This window comes from Pseudomonas marginalis (assembly GCF_024169655.1).
Classification (GTDB): domain Bacteria; phylum Pseudomonadota; class Gammaproteobacteria; order Pseudomonadales; family Pseudomonadaceae; genus Aquipseudomonas; species Aquipseudomonas paraveronii.
In genome coordinates this window covers 3112808-3130421 of sequence record NZ_JALJWV010000001.1, presented here as the reverse complement: position 1 = coordinate 3130421, position 17614 = coordinate 3112808, and the positions used below count along the sequence as shown (strand labels likewise).

Annotated in this window: 13 protein-coding genes; 3 read left to right on the top strand and 10 right to left on the bottom strand. The window is 61.5% G+C overall.

Annotated elements, in window-relative coordinates:
• Positions 1 to 19: 19 nt before the first annotated feature.
• The 8 genes from J2Y83_RS14050 to J2Y83_RS14015 form a co-directional block, all read right to left on the bottom strand.
• Positions 20 to 841, bottom strand: a complete 822-nt coding sequence (locus J2Y83_RS14050; RefSeq protein ID WP_253396057.1) for an aspartate/glutamate racemase family protein — start codon at positions 839 to 841, stop codon at positions 20 to 22.
• 32 nt (positions 842 to 873) lie between these two features.
• Positions 874 to 1764: a hypothetical protein gene (locus J2Y83_RS14045; protein ID WP_253396055.1), complete on the bottom strand. Its 891-nt coding sequence runs from the start codon at positions 1762 to 1764 to the stop codon at positions 874 to 876.
• A gap of 70 nt (positions 1765 to 1834) precedes the next feature.
• On the bottom strand, positions 1835 to 3493 hold the full coding sequence (locus tag J2Y83_RS14040) for a hydantoinase B/oxoprolinase family protein (protein WP_253396053.1): 1659 nt from the start codon (positions 3491 to 3493) through the stop codon (positions 1835 to 1837).
• A gap of 12 nt (positions 3494 to 3505) precedes the next feature.
• Positions 3506 to 5590, bottom strand: coding sequence for a hydantoinase/oxoprolinase family protein (locus tag J2Y83_RS14035; protein ID WP_253396051.1), 2085 nt, complete (start codon positions 5588 to 5590; stop codon positions 3506 to 3508).
• A 161-nt stretch (positions 5591 to 5751) separates the two neighbouring features.
• A complete protein-coding gene (locus tag J2Y83_RS14030) occupies positions 5752 to 8379 on the bottom strand; it encodes a LuxR C-terminal-related transcriptional regulator (RefSeq protein ID WP_253396049.1) in 2628 nt (875 codons plus the stop codon).
• A 280-nt stretch (positions 8380 to 8659) separates the two neighbouring features.
• Complete coding sequence (locus J2Y83_RS14025) at positions 8660 to 9922, bottom strand: NAD(P)/FAD-dependent oxidoreductase (RefSeq protein ID WP_253396048.1); 1263 nt, start codon at positions 9920 to 9922, stop codon at positions 8660 to 8662.
• Positions 9912 to 10859: a dihydrodipicolinate synthase family protein gene (locus tag J2Y83_RS14020; RefSeq protein ID WP_253396047.1), complete on the bottom strand. Its 948-nt coding sequence runs from the start codon at positions 10857 to 10859 to the stop codon at positions 9912 to 9914. The genes J2Y83_RS14025 and J2Y83_RS14020 overlap by 11 nt, the downstream gene beginning before the upstream one ends.
• A 41-nt stretch (positions 10860 to 10900) precedes the next feature.
• Complete coding sequence (locus J2Y83_RS14015; protein WP_253396046.1) at positions 10901 to 11827, bottom strand: 4-hydroxyproline epimerase; 927 nt, start codon at positions 11825 to 11827, stop codon at positions 10901 to 10903.
• A gap of 220 nt (positions 11828 to 12047) precedes the next feature.
• Here J2Y83_RS14015 and J2Y83_RS14010 point away from each other — a divergent pair, with 220 nt between their 5' ends.
• The 3 genes from J2Y83_RS14010 to J2Y83_RS14000 all read left to right on the top strand — a co-directional run bounded on the left by J2Y83_RS14010 (position 12048) and on the right by J2Y83_RS14000 (position 15540).
• Positions 12048 to 12815 carry an AraC family transcriptional regulator gene (locus J2Y83_RS14010; protein ID WP_253400391.1) on the top strand — a complete coding sequence of 256 codons (768 nt, stop codon included), beginning with the start codon at positions 12048 to 12050 and terminating at the stop codon, positions 12813 to 12815.
• Positions 12816 to 12901: 86 nt separating this feature from the next.
• Positions 12902 to 14968: a maltose alpha-D-glucosyltransferase gene (gene treS, locus J2Y83_RS14005; protein WP_253396045.1), complete on the top strand. Its 2067-nt coding sequence runs from the start codon at positions 12902 to 12904 to the stop codon at positions 14966 to 14968.
• Between the two features lie 113 nt (positions 14969 to 15081).
• Positions 15082 to 15540 carry a hypothetical protein gene (locus tag J2Y83_RS14000; protein WP_253396044.1) on the top strand — a complete coding sequence of 153 codons (459 nt, stop codon included), beginning with the start codon at positions 15082 to 15084 and terminating at the stop codon, positions 15538 to 15540.
• 50 nt (positions 15541 to 15590) lie between these two features.
• Here J2Y83_RS14000 and J2Y83_RS13995 read toward each other — a convergent pair whose 3' ends face one another.
• Positions 15591 to 15845 (bottom strand): helix-hairpin-helix domain-containing protein, encoded by a 255-nt coding sequence (locus J2Y83_RS13995; protein ID WP_253396043.1) that lies wholly within the window; start codon positions 15843 to 15845, stop codon positions 15591 to 15593.
• A 1173-nt stretch (positions 15846 to 17018) separates the two neighbouring features.
• On the bottom strand, positions 17019 to 17255 hold the full coding sequence (locus J2Y83_RS13990; protein WP_253400390.1) for a DUF2790 domain-containing protein: 237 nt from the start codon (positions 17253 to 17255) through the stop codon (positions 17019 to 17021).
• Between the last annotated feature and the right edge of the window lie 359 nt (positions 17256 to 17614).

Here is a 17614-nt window from a genome sequence, read left to right as displayed (position 1 = left end):
CTGGCGATCCTCTTGCAAGTCAGGCTCTGACGCGGTTGCCAATTGGCGCGGGGTCGCGGAACAAACCAAACCGTTCGATTTCAGCTTCCGGTGGCGGCTCACAGCTACCGACTCGACTCGGACGCCAGCCAAACCGGCGTTTCATACCCGCCATCGCTTCGGCCACCTTGAATGCCGCGACCACCGGATCTATCACCGGCACACCGACTTCCCGCTGCACCTCCTCGAAAAAACCGAATTCGATGGTGCAGCCGAGGATCACGGCTTCAGCGCCGTCTTCTTCGACGGCGCGGTGGGCTTGCTCGATGATCTTGCGACGGGTCAACGCGTGATCGCGCTGGAACTCGTCGACGCCCATGCCCAACGGGCGCAGCGAAGCCAGCCGTGCGCCGGCGCCATAGCCCTGTACGCGCGCGCGCATCTGCTCGATCCATTTGGTGCGCCCGACAATGATCGAAAAGCGATTGGCCAGCTGTTCCACCACCTGCAGGCTCGCCTGGCAGGGCGCGACAACCAGGGTTTCACCGGATATTTCCCGCGCGTCTTCCAGTGCTGGATCGTAAAAGCAACCCAGCACTAACGCGTCCACGCCTGCCCGGGCGCAATCGCGGGCGATGTGTACGCTGCGTTCATACGTAAGGGCCTCGTAGGCGCGGTATTCCAGGTGCGTCGGGCTGGGCGTCATGTCGAACGACACCACCTCCACCTGAGTGGAAGGCTGCTTGATGCTGTGCAACAGCTCAGCGATGGGCGCGTCAAAGGTCGGGCAGCCGATCGGGTTGAGCCAGCGCACGGTCACTGCAATGTCTTGCGGTGCGATGTTGAAGGTTGAACTGTCCACACGGTATTCCTCGATAGGTGTGTTGAATGGCACTAGAAGAACTTCACCAGGGCCATGGTCAAACTATTGGAATGGGGCAGGTTGTCGCTGTGGTAGTAGTCAAAGTTCAGGTTGGCCGACAGGTAGAGCCCCTGTTTGCTGAAACCGGTGTAGGTCATCGCCGGGCCGATCTTGCCTTCGCGGGATTCCTTGAAGTCGGACGCTGAGCGATTGTTGATGTGGTAGGAGTGATGGACGCCGAGCCACACATCGTCGGTGACCAGGTACCCGGCGGCGATGTCGGCCAGCCAGAAGCTGACGCCGCCACGCAGGCGTGTCGGGTCGCCGCTGCCGAGATCGGTGGCGTGACGATTGCGCGCGGCGTAGTGGATGCCGGCCGGCGTAAAGGTGGCGGCAAAACGACCCACGCGCAGGTAGTTGGCGACGCTGAAGCTCGCGCCATAGCGGTTGGCAAACGCGCCGTAACCGGTGCCTTCATCGTTGCCGTTGGGAAACTCCAGGGAGAGCGTGGGGTTGACCCAGAAGGTGGTGAAGTCATCGGAGTCATAGGCACTCTTGGGCTCCACCACGTTGTAGTAATAGGCCAGGCCGAGGTTCGGCGACGCGACGCCCCACGCCCCGTTGTTGCGAGCGCTGTTGTCATTGTTGTAACCCGTGTCGGCGCCGACCCAAAACTGCAATTGGTCGCGCTGCGTCCCGGTAAAGCCAGTTTCCGAAAAGTACGCCAGGACGGTGTTGCTGCCCGCACGCACGCTGCCTTTTGTCGTGCGGCTGAACACGGGAAACGATTCCAGGGCCCACTGTCCGGGTACGCCCGGTTGGGCGAAGCCAATGAACTGTTCGCCTTGTGCCAGGGGCGTGATCCCCAAAACCAAGGCAAGTGCGGGCCCTACCCATAAGCGAGATGAGTGTTGCAGTTTCATGTGGGTGCTCTCTTTTTGTTGTTGTTCTTGAAGGCCGAGCAGCAGGCGGGGCGCGGGGGGCGCCCCGAAGTCACGTCACCAGGCCGTATACCGACTGGGCGGTCGCCGCATCGAGGTAGCCGTTCTTCAGATCGTCGCGCACCGCGTCCGGATCTCGTTGGATGGCGGGGCCATACCCTCCGCCCGCTCCGGTGCGCACCCGGACCAGATCACCCGCGCTCAACGCGATGCCGCTGGCCATCGCGTGGCGCTCGCGTTGACCGTCCTTGCGGATGACTTCGACGTAGTTGGGCGTGCCCTCCGCCCCCTGTTCCAGGCCCCAGGGCGGAACGACCGAGCGGGTGTAGCCGCAGGTCATGAAGCTGCCATCGGCGCGAATCCGGTAATCGATGCACACGCCACGGCCGCCTCTAAATTGCCCATGCCCGCCGGGTTCATCGTTCAAGGCCATGCGCTCGACATACAAGCCATAGCGGGCCTCGCAGACTTCGACGGGGCAGTTGTAGGTTTCGCCATGCAGCCCGGAGTAGACGGCGTTGTTGCCGTCGCGCCCGGGCTCGGCGCCCCAACCGCCGATTTCCGGTTCGACCAGGGTGAACAGGCGGCCCGTGTCCGGGTGAACGCCACCAATGATCGTGGCGCACACCGAGGCGAAATTGCCGGCGGGCAAGCGCTCCGGAAAGCGCTGGGCCAGGCAGCACAGGATCAGGTCGTGAACCCGGATCAGGTTCTCGAAATAGAAGCCTTCGGCGGCGGGTGGCAGCGCGTCGAACAACGAGCCGGGGCGGGTCAAGACCCTGAGAGGGCGAAACGTGCCGCCATTGGTAATGCCTTGGGGGGCGGTCAATGCCTTGAAGGCCATCTGTGCCGCAACGACGGCGCCGTCGCGGCTAAGGTTGGTTGGCCCTTGGCATTGGTCGGGGTTGTCGCGCAAATCGATGACCATTTCGGTGGCGCGGATGTCGATCCGGACCTTGAACAGGCTGCCGTCATCCTGCGGTTCTTCCAGATTGAACTGCCCCGCAGGCAGCGCGCTCAGGGCTTTGAGGGAGACCTTCTCGCCCAGGTCCATGAAGTCCTTCATCGCCAGCAAAAACAGCGCGCTACCATACTTGCTCGTCAGTTCGCGCAGGCGCATTGCCCCACCGCGCACTGCAGCCACCCCGGCCCACAGGTCGCCCTCCATGAAATCCGGCATCCGGGTATTGGCGCGCAGGATCTGCAACACCGAGCGGATCGGCTGGCCGCGGCTGATCAGCTTGACCGACGCCAGGCGCAGACCTTCCTGGAAGATGTCCGTCGCCTCCGTTGATAACGACCCCGGCACGCGCCCGCCGACATCACTCCAGTGCGCGATGTTAGCGGTCCAGGCGACCAACTGGCCCTCGGCAAAGACCGGCATGGCCAGCACCACATCGTTGAGGTGAGTGACTGCGCCGTCGTGGGGGTCATTGCTGATGAAAACGTCACCGTCCTCGATGTCCTGCGGCAACGGATGGTGCAGCAGAATCTTCTTCACGGCCTTGTCCAGCACGCCGACAAACGCCGGAATGCCTGCGCCGGAGCTCGCGATGTCGCCGTGCGCGTCGGTAATCCCGGTGCCCATGTCCAGCACTTCATAAATCACCGGGCTCATCGCGGCTTTGCGCATGGCGGTGAACATCTCGTCGGCAATCGCCTGGAGCGAGTTCTGGATGATGTCGCGTGTAAAGATATCAAGCGTACTCATTGCAGCGCTCCTTCAGCCGTTGATCATGATGTGCAGGTTGCCAAGGCGGTCGACGTGTACGCGGTTGCCGGGGTGAACGACCACTGTGGTGCCGGCGTCCTCAACGATTGCCGGGCCGAAAAATGTCATCAGCGGTTCGAGCAAGTCGTAGTCGTAGAGGCTCGCGTTGTGGCAGCCCTCTTGGGCGTAATCCACACGGCGCTGGCCTTTGCAGGCGTCGCTGACGTGGCGCCCGGTGATCGGTAGCGCTTGGGGCGTCAACTTGCCGATCTGGGCCGTGGCGACCAGGTGAAAACCGATAATTTCCAGGGGGGCCTGCAGGCGATAGGTGTAGTGCTGTTCGTAAAGACCATGAAAGCGCTGCTCGATCAGTGCCCAGTCCGCGTCGAGACGTTCGTGCGGGTTGAGAGGCACCTCGACTGAATGTTCCTGGTTCTGGTAACGCAGCTTGCAATGCACCTGGAGTTCGACGTGTTGTGGGGGGATCGCTTCGGCGACGAATTGCTCGCGGGCCGTATCGCTCAATTCGTCGAGGAACTGCTGTGTCTGCTCAAGGTTGCCGGCCTGGGCCGTATCCACAAATCGGTTGATAAACAGGTCGCGGCGCAAGTCCGAGAGCGTCATGCCCCAGGCCGAGAACACCGAGGCGCTGCGCGGGATGATGACCTTCTTCACGCCCAGTTCCTGAGCGAGCGCGACGGCGTGCATCGCGCCGCCGCCACCGAAGGCCATCAGGGTCAGTTCACGTGGGTCGTGGCCACGGCTCAAGGACACCAGTTTCAACGCGTTGACCATATTGTCGTTGGCCAAGCGCACGATGCCGCGAGCGATCTCATCCGCCGGCAATTTCAGGCGTTCACCCAGTGCGTTCAAGCCGTGCATAACGGCGGGCAAGTCGGCCTCCACGTGGCCGCCACAAAAGTAGTCCGGGTTGATACGCCCAAGCATCAGGTTGGCGTCGGTCGTGGTGATGTGCGTACCGCCGTTGCCATAGGCGGCGGGGCCTGGCACCGCGCCGGCGGACTGTGGCCCCACGTGCAGTTTGTCGAAGTCGTCGACCCAGGCGATGGAACCGCCGCCGTTGCCGATTTCCACCAGGTCGACCACGGGCACCATGATCGGATAGCCGGCATTGATCCTGTTGCGCTCAATCCAGTAATCGGTCTTGATCGACACCTGGCCGTTACGGATCAACGCACATTTGGCCGTGGTGCCGCCGATGTCGAGGCCCAATATGTTCGGCTCGTCGATCAGGTGCCCCAGTTGCGCAGCGGCCCAAAAACCGCTGGCCGGGCCTGACTCGACCATGGTGATCGGTGTCTGTCGGGCGTGCTCTACACTGTCGACGCCGCAGTTGGACTGCATGATGTACAAGGGTGCCTTATAGCCGCTGTCACGCAGGCCATCGACCAGGTCATCCAGGTAACGCGCAGCAATGGGTTGCACATAGGCTGAAAGCACGGTGGTACTGGAGCGTTCGTATTCGCGCCATTCACGGGTGATCTGATGGGAGGCCACCACCGATACCTGTGGCCAGAGCCTGCGCACTTCATTCAGTACCGCCTGTTCATGGGCCGGGTTGGCGTAGGCGTGCAACAGGCAGATAGCAATGGCTTGCACATTGTCGGCACGAAAGGCATCGAGGATTTGCGGCAGTTGCGAGAGGTCAAGCGGCTGACGTTCCTGACCATCGGTGTGCAAGCGGCCCGCGACTTCGCGGCGCAGGTAGCGGGGCACGAAGGGGGCTGGTTTTACCCATTTGAGATTGAAGTAGTCCGGCCGGTTGGCGCGTGCAATCTCCAGCACATCGCGAAAGCCTTGGGTGGTAATCAGCGCCGTCTTGACGCCGCGACGTTCGGTCAGGGCATTGATCACCACCGTGGTGCCGTGGGCCAGAAAGTCCACGGTGTTCAGGTCCACGTCGGCCTTGCCGATGACGTTGAGTACGCCCTGGGCAAAGTTCGGCGGGGTGGTGTCGACCTTGGCGGTACGAATGGTCTGTTCGCCGGTGACCGGATCGCTTTCGAAATACACCAAGTCGGTAAAGGTCCCGCCGACGTCGGTGGCCACGCGCACTGTTTTGCCGTCCGTACCCACAGGGCATCTCCTGCTGTGTTTATTGTTATGGGCGCCAGGAGAAGGGCTCTCGCTGGTGTTGACGGGATGCTAGGGCGCGGCGCACGGCGGCGACTACACACCGGGCGGGTAGGTGGCACCGATCGGGGCCGATCGACTACCCGCACGGGTAGGTGGGTGGGTCAATGAAAAGGCGTCAGCATCCCCAGGCGCAATGCGGCGGCCATGGCGGCTGTGCGACTGTCCACGCCGAGCTTGGCAAATACATGCTTGAGGTGGAATTTCACGGTGTTTTCGGAAATATCCATGGCCTGGGCAATGGCTTTGTTCGATTGGCCTTCGGCGAGCAGGGCGAGGATCTGCGTCTCTTTGGCGCTGAAGGGCGTGCGTGGGCGAACGGGGTGGGCGCGCCATCCGCGCAGGCGGGTGATCACTGTGGAGTGCCTGGAATGGCGGTCGGAGCAGGCTTCCAGGGCGGCGAGTACGCAAGGTCCGGCCTCGAGTAACAGCCCAGGCAGGGCGGCTGCGGGTATCGACGCCAGGATCGCGTCCAGCGCTACCGCATGACCTTTACCGTGAGCCGCCAGGGTCAGCACTTGCAGGCGCCATGCGGGCAGGCACAAACCTTGCGCCTGCAGCACCCCGACCCCGTGTTGCAGGCGATTGAGCGCGGCACCGGACGCGCCGGTCGCGAACTGAAGCCGGGCCAATGCCAGCGTAGCCGCCTCCAGGTTACGCCAGTCCTCGGTGTTGTTCGCTGCGTGTTCGAGGTTGGCGGCCAGTGCTTCCTGGCGCGCCTGGGTCAACGACCCGCCTTGCACCAATAAGTCGACTCGCCAGGCGCAGACCAATCGTTCCAGGCGCTGCCAGTTGCGCGCGGTAGCCAGTTGGGCGGCGTGCTCAAGCTCCAGCAGTGCCGGTTGCAGGCCCAGATTTCGCAGGGCGCTGCGCCCCGTCACCTCGGCGGTGGTGGCCGCGATATCCAGCCAGCCATCGGTATGTTTGAGTGACGCCCAGCCATCGCGAAACCAGGGCGTCGCCTCGGCCCAGGCACCTTGCCAATACAAGTGCTGCGCCTTGAGACAGCCCACCAGCGCCCTGACCGAGCTTTCGCTGCCGAACTGGCTATCGGCAATGACCAGTGCGTTATCGACCATCTGCGCTGATGCCGAAAGCTCACCCCCCAAGGCCAGGACCTGCGCCTCGTGGATACGGCAATAGTTCTCGCCCCGCGCGCTGGCGGCCAGGCGCATTTTGATGTGCGCCGAGCGGATGGTTTGCAGGGCTAAAGGCAACTGCCCCTGCGTCAGTGCCTGCAAGGCATGGACGCACTCCAGCGTACCCTGGGCAAGTACGTCGTCGCCTGCTGTGCCTGCGCAATCGCGCGGTTCGAAGCGATCCATGTAGGCATTCGCCAGCGTGTGGATGACGTGAAAGTCCCGCGCCAGGCGAGGGGCATCCTCGACCCTGCCGTGGGCGAGGTACAGCAATTGCGTGGCGAGCGCGTGATCGCCAAGTTTGGCGTGCAGATAGGCCTGGAGCAGGAGCAAGTCCGGTTCCTCCCGGCGGATTTTCTCGTCGAATAAGCCCAGCAGGCTCTGCGCATAGCGAATGCCTTTGTGCAGCACGACCTCCCAACTGCCTGCGCGCACGACCAGCTCCACCGCGAGGCGGGTATCGCCGGCGCGCAGCGCATAAGTGATTGCCTGTACCCAATCCTTTTCCCCAGCCAGCCACTGGGCCGCGGCGTAGTGGATGTCGCGCGCGATGCTGGCGTCGATGCTTTGGTTGAAAAAATCCTGGAGCAACCGGTGGTGGCGGAACCACTGGCGGTCCGCATCCAGGGGCACCAAGAGGGCATCCAGATGGGCCAGTTGCACCAGCCTTTGCGCACTGTCGCTACGGCCGCGTACAGCATCTGCCAGCTCCGCGTTGAAGCGCTCCAGCAGGGCCATGTCGCGCAAAAAGTCCTGGCCGTCTTGGGGCAGGCGCTGCACCACTTGCCCGGTCAGGTAGTCGGCCATATCGGCGATACAGCCTGAAAAGGCGTTCAGGCCGTACAGCGATGCGTCGCCATTGGCGCACCACAGTCGGGCCAGCTGTACGGCAACCGGCCAACCTTCGGTTTTCGCGTGCAAGTGTTGTTGCTCGGTCGGTGAAACGGCGGGGCCAAGGATTTCGGCGGTTTCGACCTCGGTGAATTTCAGCGCTTGGGCAAACACTTCGTGTACCCAGCCATTGGCCTTCCACTGCGCCAGTGGCCAGCCTGGGCGGGCGCGGGCGGACACTGCCCATTCGAGCCACGGCGCCGCCTGTTCCAGCAAGGCCTGTACCAGGGCGTCAAGCGCAGCGTTTGCCGCTGCGTGATAGTCGTCAAGAAACAGCGTAACCCGGCGGTTTTCCCTGGCGAGTGCGTGGAGAAGGGCGGTGATCGTGCGGTGCGGCTGCACATCCAGCGACTGGGCGTGCGCCAGGCGCGTCAGATGGCCAAGATCAAGCCCCGCTCGATCCAGCGTCAAGATCAGATAGGACAGAAAACGATTCGGGTCGCTGTCAGCCTCATCCAAAGACAACCACGCGACGGTTGCCGATGGCGTGCTCGACAGCAGGGCTTGCCGCCATTGCATCAACAACGTGGTTTTCCCGTACCCGGCGGGCGCGATCAGCAGCACCAGAGGCCCCCTTGTCCGGGCATGCAAGGAGGCCAATAGCGCCTGGCGTGGCAAGGACGTGAGCAGCGTCAACGGCGGCGCCAGTTTGCCAACCCAGCACCACTCACTGACTACAGGGGGGGAAATGTGTTTATTCATGGCTGCGGGCTCATGCAGAAGAAGGCCGCTTGGGGTTGTATCAATTACGTTTTGGCTCAGGGGGGGCGAATAGTTACGTGATGTTTATTCAGTGTATGAAGCCAAGACCTGCGGCGAATTCGGCTGTGAAAACCCGGCGCGAGAAGGAGGGGGAGGCTGCGCGGAGTCCTTGCCACGTCGGCGTTGCTAAGGCATCGCGCAGCTTCTGTGCAACACGCTCCTACAAGGGTTGTAGGAACTTTCTGGATTTTTCAGCGCGGCACTTTTGGCGCGGAGCCTCTTAGAACCGCGCCAACCGATACCCCCCCAGTTCCGGCAAACCCGACAGCAGCGGCCGTTCTGAAGCCAGTTGCGCGATGATGTCTGCCGTCACCGCCGCCTGCGTCAACCCCAGATGTTGATGCCCGAACGCTAGCAGCACCTTGCCATCTGCGACCCGATCGATAATCGGCAGCGAGTCCGGCAGCGAGGGCCGGAACCCCATCCATGGCGTGGCGTCCTGCGCATTGAGGTCTTGCCGGAACAACCCTTTGCTCAGGCGATGCAACTGCCAGGCGCGTTGCATATTTGCCGGGCGCTCAAGACCGGCGAACTCCACGGTGCCGGCCAGACGTAGCCCGCCGGTCATGGGCGTCATGATGAACTTGCGCTCCAGGGAGGTGACGGCGAAGGGCAGGCGCTGATGTTCGTGGGGCAGCATCAGGTGGTAGCCGCGTTCGGTGTCCAGCGGGACGTGCTTACCCGTCAAGGCCGCGGTGAGTTTCGCCGAGTGGGCACCGCAGGCGATCAGCACCTGGCGTGCAGTCAGCGGGCCTTGATCGGTGATCAACGTAACGCCCTGGGTGTTGATCTGCCCGTCGAGCACCTTGCGGGTGAGGAATTGCACGCCACTGGCTTTGGCGGCGTTCACCAGTTCGCACACCACCCGGTACGGGTCGAGAAAGTGCCCGGTGCCCGCAAAGAACAGCCCGCCCTGGATGTGCTCGCTCAACTGCGGCGCGGCGTTGCGTATGGCCTCACTCGACCAGAACGCCACGGGCACGCCTTGTTGCTCCATTCGCTGGTGTAACGCGTCGATGGCGCCCCGCGAATCCGTCCGTTCGAACACCAGCAACGAGCCGTCTTCGCGCAGCAGCTCCGGGCGGTCGATGCCTTGTAGCAAGCGCTGCCATGCGCCCAGGCTGGCTTCATTCAGCGCGCGAATCCCGGCGACTGTGCGCCGGTAGCTGGCCGGGCGCAGGTTCAGCAGCAAACGCGCAAACCAGGGCAGGGCGCGGGGCAGGTATTTCCAGTCCAGGTGCAGCGGGCCCATGGGGTCCATCAGCATCGCGGGCAAGCGCTTGAGGATCGATAGGTCGGCGATGGGGAATACTTGCTCGGTCGCCAAGTGGCCGGCATTGCCATAGGAGGCGCCCATGCCGGGTGGCTGTGGGTCGATGACGATGACCTGGCGCCCTTGGCGTGCCAACTGCAAGGCGCAGGCGACGCCGATGATGCCCGCGCCGACCACGGCGATGTCGGCGCTTGGGGTTTCAAGCGACATTCTGTTCAGCCGACCAGTTGGCGTACCACTGGCGGAACAGCGTGTACTGGCTTTCGGCATAACGACGCTGGGCCTCGCTGAGCCGGTCGGTTTCGTTGAAGTGCAGGGCGTAGCCGCGGTCACCGTTGAGCACCATCAGGTACTTGTAATACAGCACCAGATCGCAGCCTTCGTCGAAGGACGAGAGCACCGCCAGCGCGGCTTCCAGCTCCAGTGCCTGGCGACGCGCCTTGGCATCGCCCTTGGCGGCTTGCTTGCTCAGCGCCACCAGTTGCAGCACCTCCCGTGGCAGGGCGTTGCCGACACCGGTGATGGCGCCCGTGGCGTTGCAGTTGACGAAACCGTGGACCACCTGGGTATCGACGCCGACCATCAGGCTCACGTTTTCGTCCTGGGAGGTGATGTATTCGGCGGCGTAGCGCAAGTCGGCACCACCGCCGAACTCCTTGAAGCCGATCAGGTTCGGGTGTTCGCGGCGCAGTTCGAAGAACAGCTCGGCGCGGGTGGCGAAGCCGTAGTAGGGGCTGTTGTAGATCACCGCCGGCAGGTGGGGCGCAGCATCGAGGATCGCTGCGAAGTGGGCCTTTTGCGCGGTCGCCGACGCCCCCCGCGACAGCACGCGGGGAATCACCATCAACCCCTGGGCGCCGACCTTGGCCGCATGTGCCGCGTGGGACAGCGCTTCACGGCTGTTGACCGCGCCGGTGCCGACGATGGTCGGCACGCCAGCGGCCGCCAGGCGCGCCACGCCTTCCTGGCGCTGGGCTTCGGTGAGCAACGGCCAATCGCCCATCGACCCGCAATACACCACGGCACTCATGCCGATATCGATCAATTCGCGGCCCTTGGCGACCAGCGCGTCGAAGTCCGGTTCGCGCGCGGCGGTACACGGGGTCATCAGCGCGGGGATGCAGCCGGTGAAGATGTTGTCGCTCATGGTACTGACTCCTTGGAATGCTTAGTCACATAGCGCGGGGCTCAGATGCCCCAGGCGAAAGGGTCCTGCTCATCGATCAGCAGGGTGCTGTCGGCGGTCATGTAGGCGCGGCCGGTGATGAACGGGCGCACGCGTTCGCCGTCCCATTCATAGCGGCCTTCGAACTGGCTGCCCGTAATGCTCGCTTGTACCCAGGTTTCACCCGGGGCGAGTTTGTTGTCGGCGGCCAGGCAGGCGAGCTTGGCGCTGGTGCCGGTGCCGCAGGGCGAGCGGTCGTAGGCTTTGCCCGGGCACATGACAAAGTTGCGGCTGTCGGCGTGGGCGTCGTCGGCAAACAACTCGATGTGGTCGATCAGGGCGCCGTGTTCACCCCGGATGCCCTGGGTTTCGAGGGCCTTGAGCATCGCCCAGGTGTAGTCGGTCAGGGCGTCGACGTTGTCCATCTGCAGCGCCTGGCCGTGTTCCCAGACCAGGAAGAACCAGTTGCCGCCCCAGGCGATATCGCCATGGACCACGCCATGGCCCGGCACGGCCACCGCTACCCGTTGGCGAAAACGGTAGGCCGGCACGTTACACAGGGTCACGGCGCCGTCCTCGTGCAGCGTGGCCGCCACTGGGCCGACCGGGGTGTCGATGGTATGCACGCCGGGCGCAATGCGCCCTAAATAGTGCAGCGAAGCAACCAGGCCGATCGTGCCGTGGCCGCACATGCCGAGGTAGCCCGCGTTATTGAAGAAGATCACGCCGCATAGGGCGCCTGGCGTGACCGGCGCGCAATACAGCGCGCCCACCAGCACATCGTTGCCCCGTGGTTCCAGCAGGCAGGCGCGGCGCCACTGGTCGTGGTGGGTGCGCAGGCTGTCGAGTTGCGCGGCGATGCTGGTGCCGGTCAGCGCAGGGAATCCATCCATCACCAGGCGCGTGGGTTCGCCGCCGGTGTGAGAGTCGATGACGTGCAGTCGTTTCATGACGCGCTCCATTCAGGGCTGAGCCGGGCGCAGCGGGCGCCTTCCTGTGAGTGACGGGATAGGCAGGCAGTGGCGCTATCGTGAACGCATCGGCGTTGCTGGCGATTGATGTTTTGCGCTGTGTCGGATGACGAATTCAGCACAGTTCTCCGCGCTCGACAGCGTCCTGTGCATGCGGCAATCTGCTGGACGTCGAGGCGCAAAGTGGAGGGCCGAAGTGATGTTGCAGAGCGCGTTTGCAGCCCTGTGCCAAGGGAGTGAGGCGAATCGCCCGCAGAGCATCGAGCAGTTGTTGGCCGGCGTCATGCAACTGTTGCCGATGCTGGATGTGATCCCCAATGCAGCGATCTTCATCAAGGATCTCGACGCCCGTTATGTGCTCGCCAACCGCACCTTGGTGCAACGTTGCGGGCTCAAGCAACTAGAACCGCTGCTGGGCAAAACCAGCGCCGAGGTGTTCCCCGCGCAACTGGGGCCGGGCTATACCGAACAGGATCGGCGGGTGCTGCAGCAGGGGTTTGTCCTGGCGGATCAGCTCGAATTGCATCTGTATGGCAGCCGCGAACCGGGCTGGTGCCTGACCCATAAATGGCCGCTGTACAACCATGTCGACCAGATTATCGGCCTGGCCGGGATCTCGGTCGACCTGCAGTCAGCCAGCCAAGCCCACCCGGCCTACCAACGCCTGGCCGCTGTGGACGAGCACATTCGCAGGCACTTCAATCGGCGCGTGACCGTGGGTGAACTGACACGGATCGCCGGGATTTCCGTGGCGCAACTGGAGCGTTACTGCAAGCGCGTGTTCCACCTGACGCCGCGGCAGATGATCCAGAAAGCGCGCCTGGAACAGGCTCACCGCTTGCTGCACGGCGACCTGCCGATCACCGACGTGGCGCTGCAGTGCGGTTATACCGACCACAGTGCATTTACCCGCCAGTTCAAGGCGTCGACGGGGTTTACGCCCAGGCAGTACCGCCAGTTGGGCTAGTCGCCGGCATTGCGATGCAACGAATAGCCCCGGTCGCCGCTCCTATGCTTACGAGTAACCTTTTCACGACGACAGGTAATGGGCTTATGACGGCGGCGGACAACGATCATGTGAACTGGCTGGTGCAACAGTCGATGCTGCACGCGGCGCGTCAACGGGCCAAGCTCTACTCGGGGCAAGGCCGCATGTGGCAACAGCCGTATGCGCACACCCGGCCGCGCGATGCGTCAGCCTTGTCGTCGGTGTGGTTTACCGCGTACCCGGCGTCGATTGTCACGCGTGAAAATGGCACGGTGCTGGAGGCGCTGGGCGATGAAAGCCTGTGGCATGCCTTGTCGAAGATCGGTATCCAGGGCATTCACAACGGCCCGCTGAAAAAGTCCGGCGGCCTGGCCGGGACGGAACACACGCCGACCATCGATGGCAATTTCGACCGCATCAGCTTCGACATCGACCCGCAGTTGGGCACCGAGGCGCAGTTGCAGGCGTTGACGCGCATGGCGGCTGCCCACAACGCGGTGATCATCGACGATGTGATCCCGTCGCACACGGGCAAGGGCGCGGATTTCCGCCTGGCCGAGATGGCTTACGAGGACTACCCGGGGCTCTACCATATGGTGGAAATCCGCGAGGAAGACTGGCCGTTGCTGCCGGAGGTCGCAGGCGGGCGCGATGCGCAGAACCTCAGCCCGCTGCAGGTGGACGCGCTGCGCGATAAGCACTACATCGTCGGTCAGTTGCAGCGGGTGATTTTCTTCGAGCCTGGCGTGAAGGAAACCGACTGGAGCACCACGCCCGTGGTCATCGGCGTCGATGGCAAGCCGCGGCGCTGGGTCTACCTGCATTACTTCAAGGAGGGCCAACCGTCGCTCAACTGGCTCGATCCATCGTTTGCCGCGCAGCAAATGATCATTGGCGATGCGCTGCACGCGATTGATGTAATGGGCGCGAAGATCCTGCGCCTGGACGCCAACGGTTTCCTCGGTGTCGAGCGCAAGCTCGACGGCACGGCCTGGTCGGAAAGCCATCCGCTGTCGATCACCGGTAATCAATTGCTCGGCGGCGCGATTCGCAAGGCCGGCGGTTTCAGCTTCCAGGAACTGAACCTGACCGTGGACGATATCGCCTCGATGTCCCACGGCGGTGCTGATCTCTCCTACGACTTCATCACCCGGCCGGCGTACCAGCATGCGTTGCTGATGGGCGATACCGAGTTCCTGCGCTTGATGCTGCGCCAGATGCACACCCTCGGCATCGACCCCGGCTCGCTGATCCATGCCTTGCAAAACCATGATGAACTGACCCTGGAGCTCGTGCATTTCTGGACCCTACATGCCCATGACAGCTTCCTCTACCAGGGGCAGACCTTCCCCGGCAACATCCTGCGCGAGCATATCCGTGAGCAGATGTACGAGCGCCTGGCCGGCGAACATGCACCGTATAACCTCAAGTTCGTCACCAATGGCGTGTCCTGCACCACCGCCAGCATCATCACGGCAGCCCTCGGCATTCGTGACCTGGAGGCGATCACGCCGGCTGATATCGAGCAGATTCGCCAGATCCATTTGCTCTTGGTGATGTACAACGCCATGCAGCCCGGCGTGTTCGCCTTGTCCGGCTGGGACCTGGTCGGTGCATTGCCGTTAGCGGCGGATGAGGTCGCGCACCTGATGGCCGATGGCGATACCCGCTGGATTCACCGGGGTGCCTACGACCTGGTGGACCTGAACCCGCAGGCCGAGCTATCCGCTGGGCAGATGCCTCGTTCGAAAAGCCTGTACGGCAGCCTCAATCGCCAATTGCAGGACCCCGATTCGTTTGCTTCGCAATTGCAGAAAATCCTCGCCGTGCGCCGTGCCTATGACATCGCCGCCAGTCGCCAAATCCTGGTGCCGGACGTCGAACATCCTGGCTTGCTGATCATGGTCCACGAACTGCCGGCCGGCAAAGGCACGCAAATCACCGCGCTGAACTTCGGTAGCACGCCGCTCACCGAAACCCTGCACCTGCCCAATATCGCGCCGGGACCGGTGGTGGACATCATCAATGAACGGGTCGAGGGCGACCTGACGGACGAAGGGGAATTCACCATTACGCTGGACGCGTATGAAGGGCTGGCGTTGCGGGTAGTCAGCAGTTCGCCGATGCTTTAGCGCAGATCAAGTGATGACCGCCACCGACAGGTCAAACTGGTTCGGTGCAGGTTGCCACGCGGGTCGAGGGCAACCCGGCACGACGCTAATCCAGCCATAAGAGGAACCTGACCATGTTGTTTGATGCATATGCTGAAGAGTCGCTGAACGGTATCGGTCATGTCGTCCAGGATATCGAGGACGTTGCGCAGTACACCGAAGGGTTGCGAGCACGTCTTTCTGAACTCTTCGCGTCTACGCACAGCCGTTTTGGCGTGAGCTTTTCCGTTCCGCCAGAGGGTTACTTCCAGGTTGAAGGCCACTTCGGTTTGGTCAGAGCGAATCTGCTCTATGCCAATGAGGGCAGCGGCACCTTTGGTCGTGTGGTGCTTCGCAAGCACACGCTGGACGAGCAGGGAAGAGACGCCTGGCCGGAAATCTGGGCGTTTCGGATTCTGAAGGATGGCGATGTCTGGGAGAGTGACAGCGGCCCGGTGCTCTACAACGAGAGGAATACGCCAAACGAGCACAAGTTCGTCGCCGTTCGGCGTCTCGTCGAATCAATCGTGCTGTCTGCAATGAAACCACGCTAGATCCGCCAGGCAGTCAACAAGCAACCCCTGCGGGAAGCGAGTGAACGCGCTTACCCGTGAGGGTTGCGTGCGCGCTCGTTTCTCGCAAGTGCCACGGCCGCAGTGATTGCTGCGCGGGCTTGAGGGCTGTTCTTCCAGCATGTCGAGCCTAATGCCGCAGAGGCCTGGGCCAGGATGTCTCCCACGTGTGATTGGCTGAGAGCGTCCAGCGATTCGATGCCCATCTGTTCAAGCCGGGTAATCACTGTGGGGCCTACGCCCTTGAGTGCGAGCAACGCAGTTCTTTCTTCCAATGAGAATGGCATCGGTAAATTCCTTTTTCCAAGAGCCCCGGAGTGTGCCGGATGCCGGGGAGTGTTTCAATAAACCGAAGTTGATTCGGTACATCGTACTACCTGGCTGTCGACACGTGGGCTTGCTGTTTTTTGATTGTTTAAGGGCCATATAAAGAGCGTTACATTTTTGACATATAAATGTAACGCCATTAAAAAATAAAATAGCTGACTTTTAAGTCAGCCTACAAAAACGGGACCATATTAAAAGTAGGGAAAATAGTTTCCCTCTTAGAATAGGTGATCCCATTGGAATATACATATCCAAACGAGTTACACGAAAAATCCAGCGTGAAAGCGGTGCTCGTGACTGATAACAAAGTCATTAGTACATCCGAGTATATTGAGATCTTCTTAATAACCAGGGGTTATGACACGACCCCTGAAAATAGGCTCAGGGTCTCGGAAAGCCTGGCTCACGTACCTGCGCGCGAGCGCCATTCCTCCTCTGAGCTGGACCACTGGCTTGATTGTCACTTCAAAAGCTGACTGCCGCTTTCACAGCGGTATTTAACGTAAGCGTGATAATCAAAGGGTAATGCCAAGTGCTTATGCAGACTGATTACGAGATACATTACATAAAGCGTGGCCACAAAAACGTCAGAAGGATCAGGGCCAAACACATGATGGAGGTTGATGCGTGGAAAGTTGCCATTATTGCGGAGGGCGGCAGCCGTGAAGAGACTCTTTCCTTAGTTTGTTTGGCACAGGTTAAAGCACTGGCGGCTAGGTACGATGTAAGCTCAGTCCGGTGGAACAAAGCGATACATGTAAAGAACCTGGAAACGGTCATGTCAAATAGAGGCATAACGCGGGAGGATACGGGCGAGCGTACCTTGGATCCGTTGGCTCAACCCCAGGACAAAGTCACACCCGATCAATCAGACTGACAGCAAGCAACCGAGTGCTGCTCGACGCGAAAAGGCCTGGACGTGTTCCAGGCCTTTTCATCGAGCAGAGCCGTTTCATTATTTGGCATTCCTTTGCGTGATCTGGTTTTGTTGAGCCACAAAAAACCCCGCACTAGGCGGGGTCTGCCTGCATCACCGATGCAGGGGGCGGAAATGATGCTGGGAACTTCCCCCAGCTTGCCCCTGTGGGGCGTTTTAACAAACCTGCCATCAAGCAGGCTTTGTTGGGACTCGGTCAGCTGTTGGAACAACCGTTACCCATCACGCTGTATTGCATGACGTGTTCATGGCCTTGGTGGTCCAGGTAAGTCATCTGGACAGGCACTACCGCACAGACATTGTCAGGGATAGAGTCCACGTGAATCACTTTGGCGATGTCGAGGTGCGAGCTGTAGCTGTACTGCTCGACGGCCGGTTGATCGGCAAACGCCATCTGGCTGCCCAGCATTACAAAAGAAGCAGCAATCAACATTTTAAACAGTTTCATTTTTTCAGTGTCCCAACGATGCAAACGATTTACGTCTTCAGTCGGAGTACATATGGCCGAAGGCTCTACGAGGCGCGGGAGGGTGGTTTGCTTGGACCCTGTGGATTGGCGCTTCGTCGCTTTGTTTGGAAGCTGGGTCTAGTTTATGCCGTTGGCGATTTTGATAAATCCCAAAGCCTGGAAATCATTGTTGTCGAAAAGGTAATAATGCTGCGTGGCACCAGGGAAGCATCCCTGTCAAAGACGTTCGGGCTTTGCTTCTGCGGGCAGGTAACGCGAACTTGCGGTTGTTTAGTGCCGGGAGAAAAGCATGGGGTTGGTCGGCTGGATGCCGTGGCTGGGGC